20 protein-coding genes are annotated in these 19497 nt (G+C 72.7%); 16 read left to right on the forward strand and 4 right to left on the reverse strand.

Features of this window, described 5'->3' with window-relative positions:
• Positions 1-86: 86 nt before the first annotated feature.
• The 4 genes from ACF1A1_RS02415 (at position 87) to ACF1A1_RS02430 (ending at position 4798) form a co-directional block, all read left to right on the forward strand.
• Entirely contained in the window at positions 87-344 is a 258-nt protein-coding gene (locus tag ACF1A1_RS02415; RefSeq protein ID WP_391644581.1) for a hypothetical protein, read from the forward strand.
• Between the two features lie 155 nt (positions 345-499).
• Entirely contained in the window at positions 500-3154 is a 2655-nt protein-coding gene (locus ACF1A1_RS02420; RefSeq protein WP_391644583.1) for a substrate-binding domain-containing protein, read from the forward strand.
• Positions 3155-3292: 138 nt separating this feature from the next.
• Positions 3293-4210 (forward strand): zinc metalloprotease HtpX, encoded by a 918-nt coding sequence (gene htpX, locus ACF1A1_RS02425; protein ID WP_391645312.1) that lies wholly within the window; start codon positions 3293-3295, stop codon positions 4208-4210.
• A gap of 3 nt (positions 4211-4213) precedes the next feature.
• Positions 4214-4798, forward strand: a complete 585-nt coding sequence (locus ACF1A1_RS02430; RefSeq protein ID WP_391644585.1) for a hypothetical protein — start codon at positions 4214-4216, stop codon at positions 4796-4798.
• Positions 4799-4828: 30 nt separating this feature from the next.
• Here the strand turns inward: ACF1A1_RS02430 and ACF1A1_RS02435 are convergent, their stop codons facing one another.
• Positions 4829-5104 (reverse strand): hypothetical protein, encoded by a 276-nt coding sequence (locus tag ACF1A1_RS02435; protein WP_391644587.1) that lies wholly within the window; start codon positions 5102-5104, stop codon positions 4829-4831.
• 165 nt (positions 5105-5269) lie between these two features.
• On the opposite strand from ACF1A1_RS02435, the gene ACF1A1_RS02440 reads away from it, so the two are divergent.
• A complete protein-coding gene (locus ACF1A1_RS02440) occupies positions 5270-6457 on the forward strand; it encodes a winged helix DNA-binding domain-containing protein (RefSeq protein WP_391644589.1) in 1188 nt (395 codons plus the stop codon).
• A 76-nt stretch (positions 6458-6533) separates the two neighbouring features.
• Here the strand turns inward: ACF1A1_RS02440 and ACF1A1_RS02445 are convergent, their stop codons facing one another.
• Positions 6534-6848: a hypothetical protein gene (locus ACF1A1_RS02445; RefSeq protein WP_391644591.1), complete on the reverse strand. Its 315-nt coding sequence runs from the start codon at positions 6846-6848 to the stop codon at positions 6534-6536.
• 185 nt (positions 6849-7033) lie between these two features.
• On the opposite strand from ACF1A1_RS02445, the gene ACF1A1_RS02450 reads away from it, so the two are divergent.
• The 3 genes from ACF1A1_RS02450 (at position 7034) to ACF1A1_RS02460 (ending at position 9231) form a co-directional block, all read left to right on the forward strand.
• Entirely contained in the window at positions 7034-7393 is a 360-nt protein-coding gene (locus tag ACF1A1_RS02450; protein ID WP_391644593.1) for an arsenate reductase family protein, read from the forward strand.
• Positions 7394-7459: 66 nt separating this feature from the next.
• A complete protein-coding gene (locus ACF1A1_RS02455; RefSeq protein WP_391644595.1) occupies positions 7460-8434 on the forward strand; it encodes a hypothetical protein in 975 nt (324 codons plus the stop codon).
• A gap of 119 nt (positions 8435-8553) precedes the next feature.
• On the forward strand, positions 8554-9231 hold the full coding sequence (locus tag ACF1A1_RS02460) for a hypothetical protein (protein ID WP_391644597.1): 678 nt from the start codon (positions 8554-8556) through the stop codon (positions 9229-9231).
• Positions 9232-9234: 3 nt separating this feature from the next.
• On the opposite strand, the gene ACF1A1_RS02465 is transcribed toward ACF1A1_RS02460, so the two are convergent.
• A complete protein-coding gene (locus tag ACF1A1_RS02465; RefSeq protein WP_391644599.1) occupies positions 9235-10113 on the reverse strand; it encodes an alpha/beta fold hydrolase in 879 nt (292 codons plus the stop codon).
• Between the two features lie 70 nt (positions 10114-10183).
• Here ACF1A1_RS02465 and ACF1A1_RS02470 point away from each other — a divergent pair, with 70 nt between their 5' ends.
• From ACF1A1_RS02470 to ACF1A1_RS02495, 6 genes are all read left to right on the forward strand, one after another.
• Complete coding sequence (locus tag ACF1A1_RS02470; protein ID WP_391644601.1) at positions 10184-10633, forward strand: MarR family winged helix-turn-helix transcriptional regulator; 450 nt, start codon at positions 10184-10186, stop codon at positions 10631-10633.
• A 605-nt stretch (positions 10634-11238) separates the two neighbouring features.
• The gene (gene glnII / locus ACF1A1_RS02475) at positions 11239-12267 is read left to right on the forward strand and encodes a glutamine synthetase (RefSeq protein ID WP_391644603.1); all 1029 of its coding nucleotides are present in this window, start codon (positions 11239-11241) and stop codon (positions 12265-12267) included.
• A gap of 212 nt (positions 12268-12479) precedes the next feature.
• A complete protein-coding gene (locus ACF1A1_RS02480; protein ID WP_391644605.1) occupies positions 12480-12602 on the forward strand; it encodes a hypothetical protein in 123 nt (40 codons plus the stop codon).
• Between the two features lie 117 nt (positions 12603-12719).
• Positions 12720-13319, forward strand: coding sequence for a winged helix-turn-helix domain-containing protein (locus ACF1A1_RS02485; RefSeq protein WP_391644607.1), 600 nt, complete (start codon positions 12720-12722; stop codon positions 13317-13319).
• A 60-nt stretch (positions 13320-13379) separates the two neighbouring features.
• Positions 13380-14399 (forward strand): SDR family oxidoreductase, encoded by a 1020-nt coding sequence (locus tag ACF1A1_RS02490; protein WP_391644609.1) that lies wholly within the window; start codon positions 13380-13382, stop codon positions 14397-14399.
• A 414-nt stretch (positions 14400-14813) separates the two neighbouring features.
• A complete protein-coding gene (locus ACF1A1_RS02495) occupies positions 14814-16391 on the forward strand; it encodes a DUF1996 domain-containing protein (protein ID WP_391644610.1) in 1578 nt (525 codons plus the stop codon).
• A 62-nt stretch (positions 16392-16453) separates the two neighbouring features.
• Here the strand turns inward: ACF1A1_RS02495 and ACF1A1_RS02500 are convergent, their stop codons facing one another.
• On the reverse strand, positions 16454-16882 hold the full coding sequence (locus ACF1A1_RS02500; protein ID WP_391644612.1) for a hypothetical protein: 429 nt from the start codon (positions 16880-16882) through the stop codon (positions 16454-16456).
• Between the two features lie 101 nt (positions 16883-16983).
• On the opposite strand from ACF1A1_RS02500, the gene ACF1A1_RS02505 reads away from it, so the two are divergent.
• Both ACF1A1_RS02505 and ACF1A1_RS02510 read left to right on the forward strand, forming a co-directional pair.
• Positions 16984-17484, forward strand: a complete 501-nt coding sequence (locus tag ACF1A1_RS02505; protein ID WP_391644614.1) for a tetratricopeptide repeat protein — start codon at positions 16984-16986, stop codon at positions 17482-17484.
• 50 nt (positions 17485-17534) lie between these two features.
• Entirely contained in the window at positions 17535-19457 is a 1923-nt protein-coding gene (locus tag ACF1A1_RS02510) for a hypothetical protein (RefSeq protein ID WP_391644616.1), read from the forward strand.
• Positions 19458-19497 lie beyond the last annotated feature (40 nt).

Raw genomic sequence — 19497 nt, forward strand, 5'->3', positions numbered from 1 at the left:
GGCGCCCCCGTTCCTGTTTCTCAGGGCGGGGGCGCCGTCGTATGGTTCTTGCACAGCTGTTCGACAGAGGTGACGGGGAGACGGGGATGTCCGAACAGGACGACGTCCAGCGGGAGTTCGACCTCGGATGGGCGGACGACGCCGAGCACAAGGAGCCCTCGGCACGGGCCCGCATGCTGGCCGCGCGCTGGAAGGAGAACCCGCCGCAGCCACAGCCCTTCCGGGCCGACCCGGGGCCGGTGACGCCCCGGAGGTCGTCGTGGCTGTCCACGGCGATCGTGCTCGGGTGCGTGGCCGCGGTGATCCTGGTGCTGGGGTACGCACGGTTCCAGGCACCTTACTAGCCGCCCGCGGGAACGGGCGGCAATAGCCCTTTCCCCCAGGGCTGTTGGGCACTGCGGTGCTACGTTGTGCCTCTTGGCTCACCGTCGGTATCGAGGTCGACACAAGAACGGTTGGTCCGGTGACAACAGCCCGTCCTTCGCGCACCGCAGTGGTGGTGACAGCGCTTCCCGTGGAGTTCTCCGCCCTGCAGGACCGTCTCAGGGCCGAGAACGCCCGGCACGTCGGCCGGCGGAATGTCAACGCCACCGTGGTGCAGACGTTCCGGCTCGACGGCGCCTACGCCTCCTGGACCGTTCATGTGGCCCAGGTGGGCGTGACGAACGTCGTCGCCGCTCTGGGGACGCACGGCCTGCTGGCGGTGCTGCGTCCGGACGTCGCGCTCCTGGTGGGGATCGCGGGCGGTCTGAAGGACGACGTCCTTCCCGGGGACGTCGTGGTGGCCACGAAGGTGTACGAGATCCACGGCGCCAAGGTGTCCGCCGCCGGCCGCGGCGCGCGTCCCGACGCGGTGGACACCTCGCTCGCCCTGTGGCAGACGGCGCTGCACGCGGAGGTCCGGCGCAGGACCCACTTCAAACCGATCGCCTCCGGCGATGTGGTGCTCGACGCCCGGTCCGGTGAGATCCGCACCCGGCTCAGCAGCACGTACGAGGACGCCGCCGCCCTGGAGATGGAAGGTTTCGGTTTCTGCAAGGCGGCGCAGCGCCACCGCACGGAGGCGCTGGTCATCCGCGGGATCAGTGACCGGGCCGACGGTGAGAAGGGCGCGGCGGACGCGGCCGGCGGCCAGCGCCTGGCGGCGGCGAACGCCGCCGAGGTGGCCGTCGCCGTCCTCATGGAGCACCAGCCCGACGGCACCGGCGCCTCCCGTCCCCCGCGCCGCGTCCCGAAGCCGCCGGTCCGCCGTACTCCGCCGCCGGCCGGGAGACCGTGGTGGCAGGGCCGGGCGAGGGCCTGGCTGCCGCTCGCCGCGGCGGCGGCGACCCTCGGGATCGTCGTGCAGTCGTGCGTGGGCGGCGGCGCGGACACCGGCGACGCCAAGCCGCTCTCCGGCGCCCCCTCCTCCACCCTGGCGGCCTGCGGCCAGGCGGACACCCGCCTGACCATCGCCGCCTCCGTCGACAAGTCGGAGTCGCTGCGGCGCGCGGCCAAGGCCTACGGCAACCGGACCGCGGGCGGCACGTGCGTGCAGGTCAAGGTCGAGGACAGGAACTCCGGCGAGGCCATGCGCACACTGGTCGACGGCTGGGGGGAGTCGGACGGGACCAAGCCGGACGTGTGGGCGCCGGCCGGCAGCTCCTGGCTGTCGCTGGCGAAGGCCGCCGCGACGGGGAAGAACGCGGAGCAGTTCCCCGACCGGGCGGAACCGATCGTGCAGAGCCCGCTGACCATCGCGATGCCCAAGCCGATGGCCGAAGCCCTGGACTGGCCCGAGCGGCGGTTCACCTGGAGGCAGCTGGCCGACTGGGCGAAGAACGCCGACGGGTTCTGGGCGCAGCACGGCAAACCGGAGTGGGGGGCGTTCAAGCTCGGCAAGACCAATCCCGGCTACTCGACCTCCGGGCTCAACGCGACCGTCGCCGCCTTCTTCGCCGCCACGGGCACCAGCGAGGAGCTGAGCGCCGCGCACGTCGACCACGCCGGCAACCGGGCGTTCGCCAAGAGCATCGAGCAGGCCGCCGTCCACTACGGCGACACGACGCTGACCTTCACCTCCAATCTGCGCCAGGCGGACCGCACCAGCCCGCAGAAGGCCATGTCGTACATCTCCGCCGTCACGCTGGAGGAGAGCACCGTGGCGGCCTACAACGCCGGCTATCCCTGCGGCGCGCTCAACGCGGACCAGCCGTGCGCGAGGACCAGTGCGCCGGACACCCCGCTGGTCTCCTTCTATCCGAAGGACGGCGTCCCGTTCTCCGACCATCCGTACATCGAGCTGAACGGGATGAGCGCCCCCCGCAAGGCGGTGGCCGACGACTTCCTCCGGTACCTGCACAGCCCCGAGGTCTACGCCGAGCAGTTCGCCCCCTACGGCTTCCGCACCCACGAGGGGAAGGTCGTCGCGGGATCCAAGGTGCTCACCGAGGACAACGGCGTCGTGCCCGACGCGCAGTTCACCAGCATGCCGATGCCCCGGGGCGAGGTCCTCGACCATCTGATCGAGGTGTGGCCCTCGCTGCGCCGGCGGGCCAACGTGCGTCTCGTCATCGACACCTCGGAGTCGATGAACGGCGAGATCCCCGGCACCGGCGACACCAAGATCGAGCGTCTGAAGCAGGCGGAACCGAAGCTGTTCGGCGAGTTCACCGGCTCCGACCACGTCGGTCTGTGGAAGTTCTCCGACGCCTACGCCCTCGGCGGCAAGCACGACTACAAGGAACTGGTGCCGCTCGGCCCGTACACCGAGAAGCTGCCCGGAGGCACGCGCGCGGAGCTGCTGTCCGGCAACGTCCGGAACCTTGAGCCGGAGGGGGCGACCGGGCTGTACGACACGCTCGACGCCGCGGTGCGGGCCATGCGGAAGGACTACGACCCCCAGGCGATCAACGCGATCGTCCTGCTCACCGACGGCCGCAACGAGGACAACGGAAGCCTGACCAAGGAAGAGCTGCTGCGGCGGATCGGCGATCCGTCGAAGCCCCAGATCCGCGTCTTCACCATCGCGTACGGCAGCGAGGCCGACGAGAAGGACGAGGGTGGCAGGACCGTCCTCCAGGAGATCGCGCGCGCCGGCGGCGGGCAGGCGTACGACGCCAAGCGGGCCGAGACCATCGAGCAGGTGATCACCAGCGTGATCTCCAACTTCTGAGGGTCGGTCCGCGCTCCGACGGGATGAGGAACGCATGTGCGTTCCTTTGCTCCCCGCAGGACCGATCGGAACCCGCCCATGGGAGGCCCGGGCGCACAATGGCTGTGGGGCGAGTGCCTGAACTGCGGGGTGATGCAGATGCACAGCCGCTTCCGGAGCGACCGGCGGTTGACCACACGCATGGGGGTCACGCTGTTCCTGCTCGGGTTGTTGTACGTGGGGTTCGTCGCCGCGTTGATCGTGCTGCTGAAGTCCTGGGTGCTGGTCGTGGTAGTTGTGGCGGCGATGCTCGGCGCGCAGTACTGGTTCTCCGACCGGATCGCGCTGTACGCGATGCGCGGCCGGGTCGTGGAGCGTGCGGAGTATCCCGAGCTGCACGCGGTGATCGACCGGATGTGCGCGCTGGCCGACATGCCCAAGCCGGTGGTCGCCGTCTCCGAGATGGACATGCCGAACGCGTTCGCGACCGGCCGCGATCCCGAGCACGCCGTGGTCTGCGTGACCACCGGGCTGCTGCGGCGGCTGGAGCCGGCCGAACTGGAGGGTGTGCTCGCGCACGAGCTGTCCCATGTGGCGCACAAGGACGTCGCCGTGATCACGATCGCGTCGTTCCTCGGGGTGATCGCGGGGCTGATCGTGCGGTTCGCCCTCTACTCGCAGCTGTTCGGCGGCGGGCGCAGGGACCAGAACACCGCCGTGGTCCTCGCCGGTGTGCTGGGCGTCTCCGCGGCCGTGTACGCGATCAGCTTCCTGCTGATCCGGGCGCTGTCCCGGTACCGGGAGCTGGCGGCGGACCGGGCGGCGGCACTGCTCACCGGGCGGCCCTCGGCGCTGGCCTCCGCGCTGACGAAGGTGTCCGGCGACATCGCCCGCATCCCGACCAAGGACCTGCGGACGGCGCAGGCCTTCAACGCCTTCTACTTCACCCCGGCGCTGGGCTCCGAGCCCGGTGTCGCGGGCCTCTTCTCCACCCACCCGAGCCTGGAACAGCGCCTCGAGCAGCTGGGCCGTATCTCCGCCGAGCTGGGCGAGGCGGCGACACCGGGAGGGGTCTGAGCGATGGGGCTGCTGGACATCCTCCTCGGCCGGACGAAGCCGGTCGCGCCGGACCTCGACCGGCTCTTCGCGCTGCCGGGTGCGGCCGTGACGCTCGAGGCGGCGGCCGGCTTCAGGCCGACCGGCCACGGCGCGGTGTGCTTCGCCACGGTGGAGGGTGCGGCCTTCGAGCAGACGCACCGCGAGGTGCAGGCACTGCTGGACGCGGACACCGACCGCGACGGCCCCCCGGTGGAGCTGCTGCGGGACGGCTACGGCTACTCCTGGCTGGTCTCCCGCCGCTCCCCCGACGAGCTGCACCTCCTGGTCAACGACCTGCACGCGGTGAACAGCGCGATGGAGGTCAACGGGTTCGGGCCGCAGCTGCTGTGCTCCCTGGCGGGGTTCGAGGACGACAGCGGTCGGCGGCTGGCGCTGGTGTACCTGTACAAGCGGGGTTCCTTCTTCCCGTTCGCGCCGCTGCCCGGTGCGGGACAGCGGCGCGACAACGCGCTGGAACTCCGGATCAGGGCGGCCCTCGTGAACGACCTGCGGTTCGAGCAGGACCTGAGCCGCTGGTTCCCGGTCTGGGGCGCCCCCGGTCTGTGAGAAACGGGGGCTACCGGGGGCTGCCCTTCGTCACTTGCCGCGCTCGCGCTCCTGCCGACGGGACTCCAGCGGGCGCTCGCGACGGTAGCGGCGCTCCCACTTGGCCTGCTGGTCACGGCGGTCGCGGTAGGCCTTGTACGACGTCGGCGCGGCGCTCGCGGCGGGGCCGGGCACGGATGCCGAGGACGCGTCGCGCCCGTGGCGCACGTACAGGAAGAGCACGGCGACCGCGGCGAGCCAGTAGAGCTGGTTTCCGAATCCCAGGACCACCAGGACGGCGGTCCCGGAGAGAACGACGGTGCCCATGGCGTGCCTCCTTCCTGGGCATGGAGAGGTGACTGTGAGGTGTGGTGGGGGTGGGGTGGTGTCTTCAGAGTAGGGAGGCCGTCACTGGGCGTGCATCCCCTTTTCCCGTGAGGGCGGGCGGCGCGGGCGGCGGACGGAGACGGACGGACACGGTCGGAGGACGGGATGGACGGCGAGGAGCGGTACGTCGGCGGGGCGGAGCGGCGGGCCCGGCTGGCCCTGCGGCAGCGGCTGGCGCCGCAGGCGCGGGCCGCGAGCCCGGAGGAGGTGGCCGACGCGCTCGTGGCGCTGCACGGCACGGATCCGGCCACGGTGTACCTGGCGGTCGGGGCACGGCTCGCCGACCCGTCGGGGACCGTGCCGGAGACCGACCGGGCGCTGTACGGGGACGACCGGACGCTGGTCCGCATGCACGGGATGCGGCACACGGTGTTCGTGTTCCCGGCGGGGTTGACGGCGGTCGTGCACGCCTCGACCGGTCTCGAGGTCGCCGCGCGGGAACGGGCCGCGCTGGTGCGGGACATGGCGAAGGCCGGCGCGCCGGACGCGACCTGGCTGAAGGAGGTCGAGGAGTCGACGCTGGCGGTGCTGGGGCGGCTGGGGCAGGCGACGGCGGCCGAGCTGGCGCGGGAGGAGCCGAGGCTGCGGGAGCAGTTCGTGTACGCGGCCGGGAAGAGCTACGAGGGTGTCCACACGGTCTCGACGCGGCTGCTGAAGGTGCTGGGCGTCGAGGGGAAGGTGGTCCGGGGCCGGCCGCTGGGTTCGTGGACGTCGAGCCGGTTCCGCTGGGCCCTGGCCCCCGAACACCCCGAGCTGGACCCGGCCGAGGCGCAGGCGGAGCTGCTGCGGCGCCGGCTCACCGCCTGCGGGCCGGCCACCGAGGCCGACCTGAAGTGGTGGACGGGGTGGCGGGTGACGGACGTGCGGCGGGCGCTGGCGGCGATCGGGGCGCGGGCGGTGTCGCTGGACGAGGGCACGGGGTACGTCGTCGAGGGCGACGTCGACCCGGTGGCCGCGCCGGAGGAGCCGTGGGCGGCGCTGCTGCCGGGGCTCGATCCGACGGCGATGGGCTGGCAGGGGCGGGACTGGTATCTGGCTCCCGGGCTGCGGTCCGCGCTGGTCGACCGGAGCGGGAACGTGGGGCCGACGGTGTGGTGGGACGGGCGGGTGGTGGGGGGCTGGGCCCAGCGGGCCGACGGGGAGGTCGTCTGGCGGATCGTGGACGGGAGCGGTGTGGGGCGGGAGGCGGAGGCGGCGATCGCGGCGGAGGCGGAACGGCTGCGGGGGTGGGTGGGCGAGACGAGGGTGACGCCTCGGTTCCGGACGCCGTTGGAGAAGGAGTTGGCGGGGTGACACCGGCCGGGCGGCACGCAGGCGCGGGCACGCAGGCGCCGGGCGCCGCTAGGGAAAGCGGCACCCGGCGCCCCGTTCACCTCGAGTACCGCATCAGCGCCCGCACCATGTGGCACGTCGTGTCCGACGGCGGGTGGACGCCGATCAGTCGGGCCGTGTCGCGGATCGTCTCGTTGCGGGCCTGGTTGGGCAGGTGGACGCCCGAGTCGAGGAGGGCGATGGCGAGGCGCATGGCCTTGAGACGGCGGTTGTGCGTGACGTACCAGTCGCGCGGGCGGCCGGGCGGCAGCGGCCGCTTCTCCACCGGGGCGTAGGGCAGGTCGAGTTGGACGGGACGCTTCGCGGTGGACTGGGTCGGCAGCGGCTTCGGCTTCAGTGCGGCAGCGGGCACAGGCATCCTCCTGTCGCGGTCAGGGTTCCGGCCCGGAACCTCCGGCGGAACCCTCGAACACTGCTTCTATTCTACTGTCCCCCACTGACAAAAGCCCCTGGCCACAAGGGCTTTCGGGGTGGCAGTGGCGCACGGGGAGAACGAGTTTCGGGGCGCCGCGAGGGTCTCCGGATACCGTGGGCCGCATGGAGATCTGGATCAACCCCGCCTGTTCCAAGTGCCGCAGCGCGCTCAGCCTGCTCGATGCCGAGGGCGCCGACTACACCGTCCGCCGCTACCTGGAGGACGTACCGGCCGAGGACGAGATCAGGGCCGTACTCGATCGGCTGGGGCTGGAGCCGTGGGACATCACCCGCACCCAGGAGGCCGTGGCCAAGGAGCTCGGGCTGAAGGACTGGCCGCGGGACGCCGCCTCGCGCGGGCGCTGGATCGCGGCCCTCGCCGAGCATCCCCGGCTCATCCAGCGCCCGATCATCACCGCCGACGACGGTACGGCGGTCGTGGCCCGCACGGAGGAGGCCGTACGGGACGCTCTGTCCCGTTAGCCGGGTAGCGAACGGTTCGTCGGGTGACGGGAGTCGGGGCGGCTGTCGCTGTTACCCTCCGCCGCCATGACCTTCGGTGATCAAGGAATGCCGCACGGCCCGTCCGACCCGTACGCCCAGCCGGACCCGTACGCCCAGGCCGACCCGCGCGTCCAGCCGGCCCCCGGCGCCCAGACCGGTCCGCGCGTCCAGCCGGACCCGTACGCCCACGTCGGTCCGTACGCCCCACCGCATCCCTACGCGCAACCGGATCCCTACGCCCAACAGGATGCCTACGCCCGGTTCTCGGCCGAGCAGGAGCGGATACGCAGGCGCCGGCGGACCCGGCGTGCGGTCGCCGCGGGGACCGGCGTCGTCCTCGTCGCCGCCATCGCCGCCGGCGCCCTGATGATGACGGGCGGGGACGACGGCGGCGAGCCGGCGTCCGCCGCCCCGGCCGCCACGACGTCGTCGGCCGGCCCGGCGGTCCCCTCCGTGGACGTCGGCCTCCCCTCCGACGCGCCGAGCGTCCTGCCCTCGCTGCTCGCCCGGCCCGTCATCCGCCCCGAGGAGGCGTTCCCGCGGACGGCCGTCCGTCTGGAGGACGGCTCCCGGTACTCGCGCGTCGACCTCGCCACCACCACCGACTGCGCCCGGGGCATGTCACCGGAGCTGGCCGAGCTGATCGAACAGGGCGACGAGTGCGCCCGGTTGACGGCGGCGCTGTTCACGGACGCAGACCGGCGCTCGCAGGTCACGGTGAGCGTGCTGAGCTTCGCGCGGGTCGAGGACGCCTCGCGGGTGTTCATGATGGCCTCGATGGACCCGGTGACCTACCAGGTGGTCTCGCTCGACCCGCCCCCCGAGGCCGGTCTGCCCACCGTGCCGCCCGGTTCGGCCGGCATCTTCCGGCGGCTGATGACCGTCCGCTCGGTGGTGTTCGCCAACGGCCAGTGGGCCGACGGCGCCGAGACCGGCGAGGCCGAACTCACCGCCCAGACCGAGGGGTTGCTCCAGTACGTCAACGACACGGTGGTGGCGTACGAGGAGGGGGAGGGCTGAGCGGGGCCGACTGCCCTGTGACGCACACCACTTCTGGTGACTCCTGTCACCACTGAGCACCCTCGTTCGGTATCTCGTACATAGCGGCGTACGCTCCCCCTACCTCTCAGGAGGCGCGCATGTCGCGCAGGAGAACGCTCGGTACGAAGAAGAAGCTGGCGCTGCTGGTGAGTGCCGCGACGGTGGCGGGAGGCGGCGCCTTCGTCATGGCGGCCACCTCGAACGCCGCGCAGTCCCCGCAGACGGCCGCCGAGTCGTCCGTCTGCCAGGGCCTGGCCACCGCCCTCGGCAACAACCAGCGGTTCATCGACGGCCAGCGGGCCGAGCCGGACGCGCAGTCAGCGGCCCGGATCACCAACCGTGAGGCCGTCATCGAGCAGATCAAGGTGCAGCAGAAGGCGTCGGGGTGCGTCGTCGGGGAGTCGGCTCAGGGCTCCCAGACGACGGCCCCGCAGGCCTCGCAGCCGGCCCAGACCGCCCCCGCCGAAAACGCCGGGGGCACCGGGAACACCGGCGACACCGGAAACGGCGGCACGGGCGCCGCCTCCGGTCAGCAGGTCTGCAACGGCTCCACCGTCACCCTCTCCGGCGAGGGGGGTGCCCCGGCCGCGTCCAGCAACCAGTTCCCGGCGGGGACGAAGCTGAAGGTCACCAACCTGGACAACAACAAGTCCACGACCGTCGAGGTGACCTCGGTCTCCGGCAGCTGTGTGCTGCTGAACAACGCGGCCTTCGAGCAGGTCCGTGAGCCCGGCAAGTTCCTGATCCGCCGGGCCGTGATCGAGAAGGTGGGGTGACGCTCAGGAGAGGAACTCCCTGAGGCGGCGGCCCAGTTCGGGGGGCGCGGCCTGCGGCAGCGCGTGATGGGAGACGTCCGGCAGGACGGCCGTCACGACGTGCCGCAGCGCCTCTTCCGCGCGGGCCGTCACCTCGTACGTGTCATGGGTCCTGCTGTTCGCGGCCACGAGCAGCAGGACCGGCACGTCCAGGGCCCGCAGGGCCTGCGGCGCGGGACGCGGTCCGGTCACCGGCTTCGCGGAAGGGAAGCCCGCGGCCGCCTCCTGGAGGCGCAGCCAGTCGGGGTCGAGAGCGGCTCCGCCCCCGGTCTCCCATTCCAGGAAGGCGCGCACCCGGCGCGGGGTGGGCCGCAGCAGCATCGGCAGGGCGTGGAGCAGGTACGCCGTCCTGTACCCGGCGAAACACCGGGTCGGGTCGAGGAGGAACAGGCGGCGTACCCGGCGGGGCGTGCGCGGGGAGTCCTGCGCGACGTGGTGCGCGGCGTGGTGCAGGGCGATCCAGGCGCCGTACGAATGACCGCCCAGGGACACCTCCCGGACGCCGAGGCCGTCGAGGACGGCGTCCAGCCAGACGACCAGGTCGGCGACCGTCCGGGGCCCGGGCCCGCCGTCGGTCCCGCTCAGGCCGGCCGCGCCGATCAGGTCGACGGCGTACACCCGCCGCTCCCGGCCCAGCTGCGCCGCCTGCGCGTACCAGGACGCCGAGGTCGCCCCTCCCCCGCCGGGCAGGAGCACCAGCGGGTCCCCGTCGCGCGGGCCGTGCACATTGACGTGCGTCGGCCCGAAGGGGGTGGGGACGGTCACCGCCTCCCGGTCGGCGGGCCACTTGGCCATGACCCGGTCGTAGGCCTCCCGAAAGGCAGCACTGTCGTACGCGCGCATCGCGCCTCCCCTATTATCTCGCTGAGCGAGATGTTCGTTGAGCGAGATGATAGCCCCGGAGGACTGCCGTATGCCCGCCGAAGGTCCGGAGATGGAGATCGTCCATCTGCTGCGGGCGGTGACCGTCGAGCTGGGCCTGCACAGCGCCCGCTTCGCGAACCGCAACGACATGCACCCCACCGACGTCCGCGCCCTCATCGCCCTCATGGACGCCCGGCGGGCGGGCGAGGAGACGACCGCGGGGCGGCTGGGCGGGACGCTCGGGCTGAACTCGGCCGGGACGACCGCCGTGATCGACCGTCTGGAGCGCGCCGGCCATGTGCGGCGGGTGCGCGGCCGGGCCGACCGGCGGCAGGTGGTCGTCGAGGTCGACGAGCGGGCCGTCGCCCTGGGCCGGGCCTTCTTCGGGCCGCTCATCGGGCGGACGGTCGAGCTGCTGCGCGGCTACGACGAGCGGGAGCTGGCCGCGATCCGGGGCTTCCTGGACGGCGTACGACAGGCGGCGGCCGGGGCGGACTGAGCGCACGCCGCCGCACCACACCCGGGCGCTCCTCCGCAGCTCTTCGCCGCACCCGGGTGTTCGGCCGCAGCCCCTCGCCGCCCCCGGGTGCTCGCCGGGCCCGGGTGCTCGCCGCACCACACCCGGGCACCCCTCCGCAGCTCTTCGCCGCACCCGGGTGTTCGGCCGCAGCCCCTCGCCGCCCCGGGGTGTTCCCCCGCGCCCCTCGCCGCCCCCGGGTGTTCCCCCGCCACCCTTCGCCGCCCCGAGTGTTCGCCGCAGCCCCTCGCCGCCCCCGGGTGCTCGCCGCACCGCGCCCGGGCGCTCCCCCACCGCCCTGGCCAGCCCTGCCCGGGCGGCTCCGCGTCATTCCCATCGCATACGAGCCGTCGTACGCGCGCGTGCTCGCGTCCGGCTGCGGCCGCGAACGGCAACTCCGCGCCGGGCGGACCCCCTCACAGCGTGAGACGCACCACAGCACCACCAGGTAACACGGGGTTCACACTCGGGCAATGACCGGGAAATCGCCTGTTGACAGGCTCGCGGGCAACAAACGCGGCGCCCCAGTGCCGCAGCGCCGCAGCACCCGCACATGCGCCTAGACCCACCCCGAAGGATGTGGCCCCGTGAGCTTCAAGGCTGAGTACATCTGGATCGACGGCACCGAGCCGACGGCCAAGCTGCGTTCGAAGACCAAGATCCTTTCCGACGACGCCAAGGGTGCCGAGCTGCCGATCTGGGGCTTCGACGGGTCCTCCACCAACCAGGCCGAGGGCCACGCCTCGGACTGCGTGCTCAAGCCGGTCTTCTCCTGCCCGGACCCGATCCGCGGCGGCGACGACATCCTCGTCCTGTGCGAGGTCCTCAACATCGACATGACGCCGCACGCGACCAACACCCGTGCCGCGCTGACCGAGGTCGCCGAGAAGTTCGCCGCCCAGGAGCCGATCTTCGGCATCGAGCAGGAGTACACCTTCTTCAAGGACGGGTACCCGCTCGGCTTCCCCAAGGGTGGCTTCCCGGCCCCGCAGGGCGGCTACTACTGCGGAGTCGGCGCCGACGAGATCTTCGGCCGTGACGTCGTCGAGGCGCACCTGGACAACTGCCTCAAGGCGGGTCTCGCCATCTCCGGCATCAACGCCGAGGTCATGCCCGGCCAGTGGGAGTTCCAGGTCGGCCCGGTCTCCCCGCTGGAGGTCTCCGACCAGCTGTGGGTGGCCCGCTGGCTGCTCTACCGCACCGCCGAGGACTTCGGCATCGCCGCCACCCTCGACCCCAAGCCGGTCAAGGGCGACTGGAACGGCGCCGGCGCGCACACCAACTTCTCCACGAAGGCCATGCGCGAGGGCTACGACGCGATCATCACCGCGTGCGAGTCGCTCGGTGAGGGCTCCAAGCCGCTCGACCACGTCAAGAACTACGGCGCCGGCATCGACGACCGCCTGACCGGTCTGCACGAGACCGCCCCGTGGAACGAGTACTCCTACGGCGTCTCCAACCGCGGCGCCTCGGTCCGTATCCCGTGGCAGGTCGAGAAGGACGGCAAGGGCTACATCGAGGACCGCCGTCCGAACGCCAACGTCGACCCGTACGTGGTCACCCGCCTGCTGGTGGACACCTGCTGCTCCGCGCTGGAGAAGGCCGGCCAGGTCTGATCCGCCCGGTCCCGGCCGCAGGGTCCGCACGGTCCCATGAGGGGCGCCCGCCGAATCGGCGGGCGCCCCTTCGGCATGCCGGGGGTTCCCCGGGACCGTGGGCCGCGGGTCGCGGGTCCCGGCCGCGGGCCGGCATCGACTTCAGGCCACGGAGACGTCCGAGCGGTGGGCGAAGTCTCCTGTCCCGCACGGGTGTCTGCTTCAATGGGCCCATGGCCAGCTTCCAGAAGCACTCCGCGACGGGTCGCCATGACCTCGAGCCCTTCTGGCCCTCCCGTCAGCACCACGACTTCGACCGGGTGTGTTGCCGCGCGACGCACGCGCCGGTCCTCTGAAGCCGTAACCCCGGCCTCCGGCCGACGCGAACGACGTACGTCCCTCGACGAGCCCGATCAGGCATCGCGGCCGTCGTCCAGCCAGACGAACTCCTCGCGCGAAAGAGCTGACCTCTCATGGCGACCACTCGTTCCCTCCCCACCGCTCCCCTCTCCACCGCTCCCCTCACCGCCCCGTCCGGCTCGGCCCGCCACCGCCTGCGGGCCGTGGACCGGGACGAGGTGGTGGAGGTCGCGGACTTCCTGCCGCCGGGCACCACCTGGCTGCCCGCTCCCCCGCACGCCCTGCCCGCCCTGCCGGGCCGGCCGCCCATGATCGGCTACCTGGTGCTCGTCCCGGCCGACCAGCGGCAGCCGTTCCCGCCGGTGGCGGTGGCCGGCCCGCCCGGCACCACGACGGCCGACGACACCGATGACCTCGGCGAGCCGCCCGTACGGATCGACACCGTGCGGCGCATCGCGTGGGTCGGCGGACGCGAACTCGACCTGACGTACCTGGAGTTCGAACTGCTCGCGCACCTCGTGGCGCATCCGCACCGGGTGCACACGCGCGACCAGCTCGTCACCACCGTGTGGGGGTACGGCCACGTGGGCGACGGCCGCACCGTCGACGTCCACATCGCCCGGCTGCGCCGCAAGCTGGGCGCGGAGCACCGCCAGACGATCCGGACGGTGCGCCGGGTCGGCTACAAATACACCCCGCCGTCCGCGCGTTGATCCTCTGCTGACGGCAGAGGGCGGTTCCCTCCCGCGCCCGGACGGGGCACAGTCACCGGCATGAGACTTCTGGTGCTGGGTGGTACGGAGTTCGTGGGACGGGCCGTCGTGGAGGCGGCGCTGGGGCGCGGCTGGGACGTGACGGTCCTCAACCGGGGGCGGCACGCGCCCGTCCCCGGGGTGCGGTCGCTGGCCGGCGACCGCACCGCGCCCGACGGACTCGCCGCGCTGGCCGAGGGCGAGTGGGACGCGGTCGTCGACACCTGGTCGTCGGCCCCGCGTGCGGTGCACGAGGCGGCGCGGCTGCTGCGGGGCCGCGCCGGCCGGTACGTGTACGTGTCGAGCTGCTCGGTGTACGCGTGGGCCCCGCCCGCCGGGTACACCGAGGACGCGCCGCTGGCCGAGGGCGCCGCGCCCGACGCCGGACCCACCGACTACGTCCGCGACAAGCGGGGCGGCGAGCTGGCCGCCGTCGGCGCCTTCGGCACGGAGAACTCCGTGCTGGTCCGGGCAGGGCTGATCCTCGGCCCGTACGAGAACGTCGGCCGGCTGCCCTGGTGGCTGACCCGGATGGCCCGGGGTGGGCCGGTCCTGGCGCCGGGGCCGCGCGATCTGCCCCTCCAGTACGTCGACGTGCGGGACCTCGCCGAGTGGACCCTCGGAGCCGTGGAGCGGGAGTTGAGCGGCCCGTACAACCTGGTCAGCCCGCAGGGGCACACGACGACGGGCGCACTGCTGGACGCCTGTGCACGGGTCACCGGGGCGGCGGCCGAGCTGCGCTGGACCGCACCGGAGGTGATCCTGGACGCCGGGATCGAGCCGTGGACACAGCTGCCCGTGTGGGTGCCGCCGGGCAGTGACATGTACGACGCGCTGCACTCCGCCGACGTGTCACGGGCGGTGGTGACCGGGCTGGCGTGCCGGCCCGTCGAGGAGACCGTCGCCGACACCTGGCGGTGGCTCCAGGACATCGGCGGCACGGCGCCCCAGCGCCCCGACCGGACCGCCAAGGGCCTGGACCCGGAGGTGGAGGCGAAGGTGCTCGCGGCGGACGGGGGTGTGTCCGGCACCACCCCCTGACCGGGGGCCTCGGGCCAGTGACCCCCGCCCGGCGGCTCGGCGGACTGACGCCCTGAACACCAACACGCGCGCCTACAGCGGCCGTTCGAGGGCGCGGGGCGTGCCGCGCGCCGCCGGGCGGGGGTTCGTGCCGACCCCCGTGTCACCACCACCGACCGCACGACCGGCCGCCGGCCCGGTCGGCTCCGGGGCATCCGGACCGGGACCGGTGATGCAGGTGACAGGTAACTCCCTTGACGTATAAGGGCGTTGAGGGTGTCACCTGTGGGGGCGTTGGGGTCGAATTGTTCCACGAACCTCTCATCAATTTCCGAGACGGCTGAACACCTCCGGGGCGACGCGCGTATGGGAAGGAGCCGCTTCACTCCTGTCGGGCGCCTCGATGCTGCCCCGCAAGGAAGTCAGAGGAGTTCCATGGGACGCAACACACGTAAACGCCGTTCGTCGATGGCCACGAAGGCCGTGGCAGCATCGGCGGCCCTAGCGCTCGGTGGGGGCGGGCTGATCTGGGCGAACTTCTACGCTTCGGCAGGCGAGTCCAAGAACTCGTCGCAGAACCAGGTCAAGGCCGCTGCCGGTCAGGTGGCCACCATCTCCTGCCCCGACGTGGGACAGCAGCTGACGAACGTGCCCGAAGGGGCACGCTCGGGTGTCGACAAGGAGCTGGCGAACCTCGACAAGCAGATCACCGAGGCCTACGCACGGCTCGCCTCGACGCGCCAGGCACAGACGCAGGACGCGGGCTTCGTCCAGAACGCGATCCTCGGCCCCCTGAAGGACAAGCGGGTCGCCACGATCGACCGGATCCGCATCAACATCCAGCGCGTCGGCGGCCAGGCGCAGAACCTGGGCCAGCTCGCCACCTGCACCCCGCAGACCGCCGCCCCGGAGACCAACGCCGGTGAGAACGACGGCGGTCAGCAGAACGGCGGCGACCAGAACAACGACGGCGACCAGAACAACAACGACGGTGGCCAGAACAACGACGGTGGCCAGGGCGACAACGGCGAGCAGCAGGGCGACAACGGCCAGCAGCAGGGCAACGGCGGCCAGGGCGGCAACGGCCCGGTCGCTGACGACTTCGTCGACATCACCCAGGCCGGCAACAACAACCAGCTGGGCGTGGGAGCCAACGGTCTCGCCGCGAACGGCCGGGGCGGGTCGACCGGCACCTTCACCACGAAGTGCGGCACCAACGGCAACGACAACCACAACACGGACAACGTGATCGTCGCCCCCGGTGTCACCAACGGCGCGCACCACCTGCACGACTACGTCGGCAACCAGAGCAACGACGCGTTCGCGAGCGACGAGGACCTGGCGGCGGCCGAGACCAGCTGCCAGAACCAGGGCGACAAGTCGTCGTACTTCTGGCCGGTGCTGCGTCTGCAGGACGGTACGCAGGACTTCGACCAGAACAACGACGGTGGTGGCAAGGAAGGCAACGTCGGCCGGATCCTCCAGCCCGCCCAGGCGCAGCTGAAGTTCGTCGGCAACAAGAGGGGCCCCGTCGTCGCGATGCCGACGGCCCTGCGCATCATCACCGGTGACGCCAAGTCCTTCGTCAACGGCCTCGGCAACGCCAACGTGAACTGGAGCTGCACCGGCTTCGAGAACAAGGTGCAGCTGAAGGACAAGTACCCGATCTGCCCGCAGGGCAGCCAGGTGGTGCGGACGTCCAACTTCCAGAGCTGCTGGGACGGCCAGAACATCGACAGCGCCAACCACCGCACCCACGTGGCGTTCGTCCAGGCCGACGGCACCTGCGCCAACGGCTTCAAGGCGATCCCCCAGCTCCAGGTCCGCCTGGTGTACGACGTTCCCGCCCCGCAGATCCAGAACGGGCAGGTCGTGAACGCCTACGCGGTGGACACCTTCCCGGAGCAGCTGCACAAGCCGATCACCGACCACAACGACTTCATCAACTTCTTCTCCACGAACCTGATGAACAAGATGGTCAACTGCATCAACACCGGCAAGAAGTGCCAGTGACCCACTGAGAAAGCCGGCGGCGAGGAATCCTCACCGCCGGCTTTCCCATGCCCCGCGCCCGGTCAGTGACCGGAGTGCGTGGCGCCCTCGGAGGGCTCGTGCGCGGAGTGGTCCATGCCCTCCTCGATGTCACCGCCGAGCGTCTCCCGCAGCGCCGTCACCGTGCTGGTCTCGCCCACGGCCACCCACTTGCGGCCGACGAGATAGTGACCGCCGTAGTCCTTCGCCCCGTTGATCCACTCGCGCAGGCCGCGGTCAGTGGCGAAGGTGGCGAGGATGAACTTGCCGTCGGCGTCCTTGCAGACGGCCTGGCGGATCTCGTCGGCGTCGATCTGCATGTTGGGCGTGCACTTCACCTCGGCGGCCAGCTGCTCCAGGCTGCCGGTCGCCGTCTCCGGGACGGCCTTCGTGCCCCCGTCGGAGCCGCAGCCGGTCAGCACGAGCACCGCCGCGGCGCCGGCCACCGCGAGCATCGGTCGGGTCACCTTCATCTGTCCTCCCTGCAAGAGCCTCGTCCTGGATACGGCTCCCGCACGCGGTCCGCTCAACATACCGGTGTCGCACCGGGGCACCGGCGTGCGAAGGTGGGCCGGTGGACCAGGACTGGGAAGACCGCGTCGCCGCCGCGTGGGCGGCCTTCGACGACCCTCGCGGGGAGCGGGCGGCCGGCTTGCGGGCCGTGATCGACGCGCTCGTCGCCGAACTGCCCGGGGACAGCCCTCTCGGCCCGTTCGAGCGGGCCTGCGCCTGGGACTCGACCGGCCACCCGGACAAGGCGGTCCCGCTGTACCGGGAGGCGCTGGCCCTCGGCCTCGACGGCTACAAGGGTCGCCGCGCCAGGATCCAGCTCTCCAGCTCGCTGCGGAACCTCGGGCGGCCGGAGGAGGGCGTCGAACTGCTGACGCCGGAACTGGACGCCCCCTCCGACGAGTTGGACGACGCCGTCCGGGCCACGCTCGCCCTGTGCCTGTCCTCCCTGGGCCGCGACCGCGAAGGCCTCGCCCTCGTCCTCGAGGCGCTCGCCGCCCACCTGCCGCGCTACCAGCGCTCGATGGCGAACTACGCGCGGGCGCTGGTGGCGCCGGAGGGCTGACCCGGCCGCACCGCCGGTGACCAACCACCGGTTCGCTCGTTCTGCTGGACGTGCAGTCACAGGATGTCGCCCCGCACTCCGCACCCGGTTCCCCCGCCGACCGGGTCGTCGACGTCGAGCAGGCCGAGGCCGCGCTCGTCGAGCACTATCCCCGTCTCGTCCGGCTCGCCTATCTGGTGCTGCCGCAGAGCCTCGGCCGGGGCCGCCGCGTCCTGACCGCCCACGCCCTCGCCCAGCGCGCCCTGCCCCGCGGCCGCGCCTCGGCCCCGGTCATCCCGGCCCAGTCCACCGCCCGCGACGGCGACCCCGGCTACGCGTACGTCCGCCTCCAGGTGGTGCGTACGGCGCTGGAGGCGAGCCTGCCGCTGACGCGCCGGGCATGGCCGAAACGCGCGCAGCTGCCGCCGCTGCTGCCCCAGGTGTGGGGGCTGCGTCTCTTCCCCCGCTCCGGCGGCTCCGACGAACTCGCCCTCGACCAGCGGCTGGCCGGCCTCTCCGGCCCGGCCCGCGCCGCCTACGTCCTGCGCGGCCTGGAGAGGCTCCCCGACGGCGATGTGCGCGAGGTGCTGACGGGGTGCGGCGTCACCGACGCGGACGCCGCGCTGCGGGAGGCCGACACCGTCGCCGCGCGGTACACGCTGCTGGAGTCCCCCGAGTTCGACCCCTGCTCGCTCCAGGCCCGCCCCACCGACCTGATGCGCCGCCGCCGGCACGCCAGGGCCGCGCTCGCCGCCGCGGCCGCGCTCGCCGTGTGCGGCGCCCTGTTCGCCCTGCCGGGCGACGGCTGGGGCCCCGACGGCGCGGCCGCCCCGGTGTACGCGCGGAACCCGGCCGCCGAGGCCGCCCTCGCCCCCGGGCGGCTGGTGAGGATCTCCCCCGCCGCCTGGAAGACCTCCGCCCGCACCGACTTCTCCGTCTGGCCGGCGCGCGGCGACCTCACCGGTGACAGCGCGCTGCTGCGCCGCGCCCTCGCCGTCTGGGCCCGCCCCGGCGGGAACGTCCGCGTCTCGGCCACCCCCGGCACCCCCTCCGGCGGCCCGTCCGGCCCGCCCCAGCTGCTGTTCGCGGGCGACGCCGACACCGCGCGCGTGGTCATCCTCTACGACGGTCTGCGCATCGCCCGCTACGCCGAGCCGAAGGAGGGCACGGCCGGTGCCGCCCTGGACTTCGCGCGCGCGGACGGCGCGACCGGCGCCGAGGCGGCCGCGGTGGTCCTGGACCGGGCCGACGGCAACGTCCGCTACCTCACCGCCCCCTGGGTGACGAAGGCGGCCGAGCGGGACCTGTCGAAGCCGGGTGCCGGGCTGATGGAGCTGACCCTGACCGACGGCATCACCTCGCCGCTGGCCAGCCCGGCCACCCGCACCGGCACCTGCACGGCGTGGAACGTGCTGCAACTGACCGACGCCTCCGGTTCCTACCTGGTGAGCGACCTCGGCGAGCTCGTCCCCGCCCGCCTCACCGCCGGCCGGCCGACCTCGCCCAAGGAGGCGACGGGCGCGGAGGCGCTGCGCACCTGGGCGCCGTTCGCCTGCTCGCTGGGCGAGGTGCGCGGGCAGGGCGTGCGTACGGTCAACGCGTGGGGGTACGCGCGGCAGTCGCTGCCCGACGGGAGCGGCTCGGCCGCGTGGGTGTGCACGCGGGCCGATACCTGGCGGGGTGACGGGACGCGGGTGCTGGCCCAGTTCCACACGCCGGGCGGGCTGTTCGGGGCGGCCGTGGCGAAGGCCGGGGACGTGCCGGCGTGCGGTCCGCGCGATCCGCATGTGCTGGCCGGGGTGCTGTGGAAGTCGGAGGCCGGCTCCTGGTACCTCCTCGCCGCCGGTGACCGCAAGACGGAGTCCGTGCGGGCGTCGGGCGGGGTGAGCGGGTCGGCGCAGGGCCATCTGCTGGCCGTACCGGCGAAGCAGGGGGTCCGGGCGGAGCTGAAGGGCACGCTGGAGAACGGGCGGTCGATCAGCGGGCTGCGGTGACGCCCGGCGGACCACGGCCGGGACGTTCCGGCCTTCGCGG

This window comes from Streptomyces sp. NPDC014995, assembly GCF_043080745.1.
Taxonomy (GTDB): domain Bacteria; phylum Actinomycetota; class Actinomycetes; order Streptomycetales; family Streptomycetaceae; genus Streptomyces.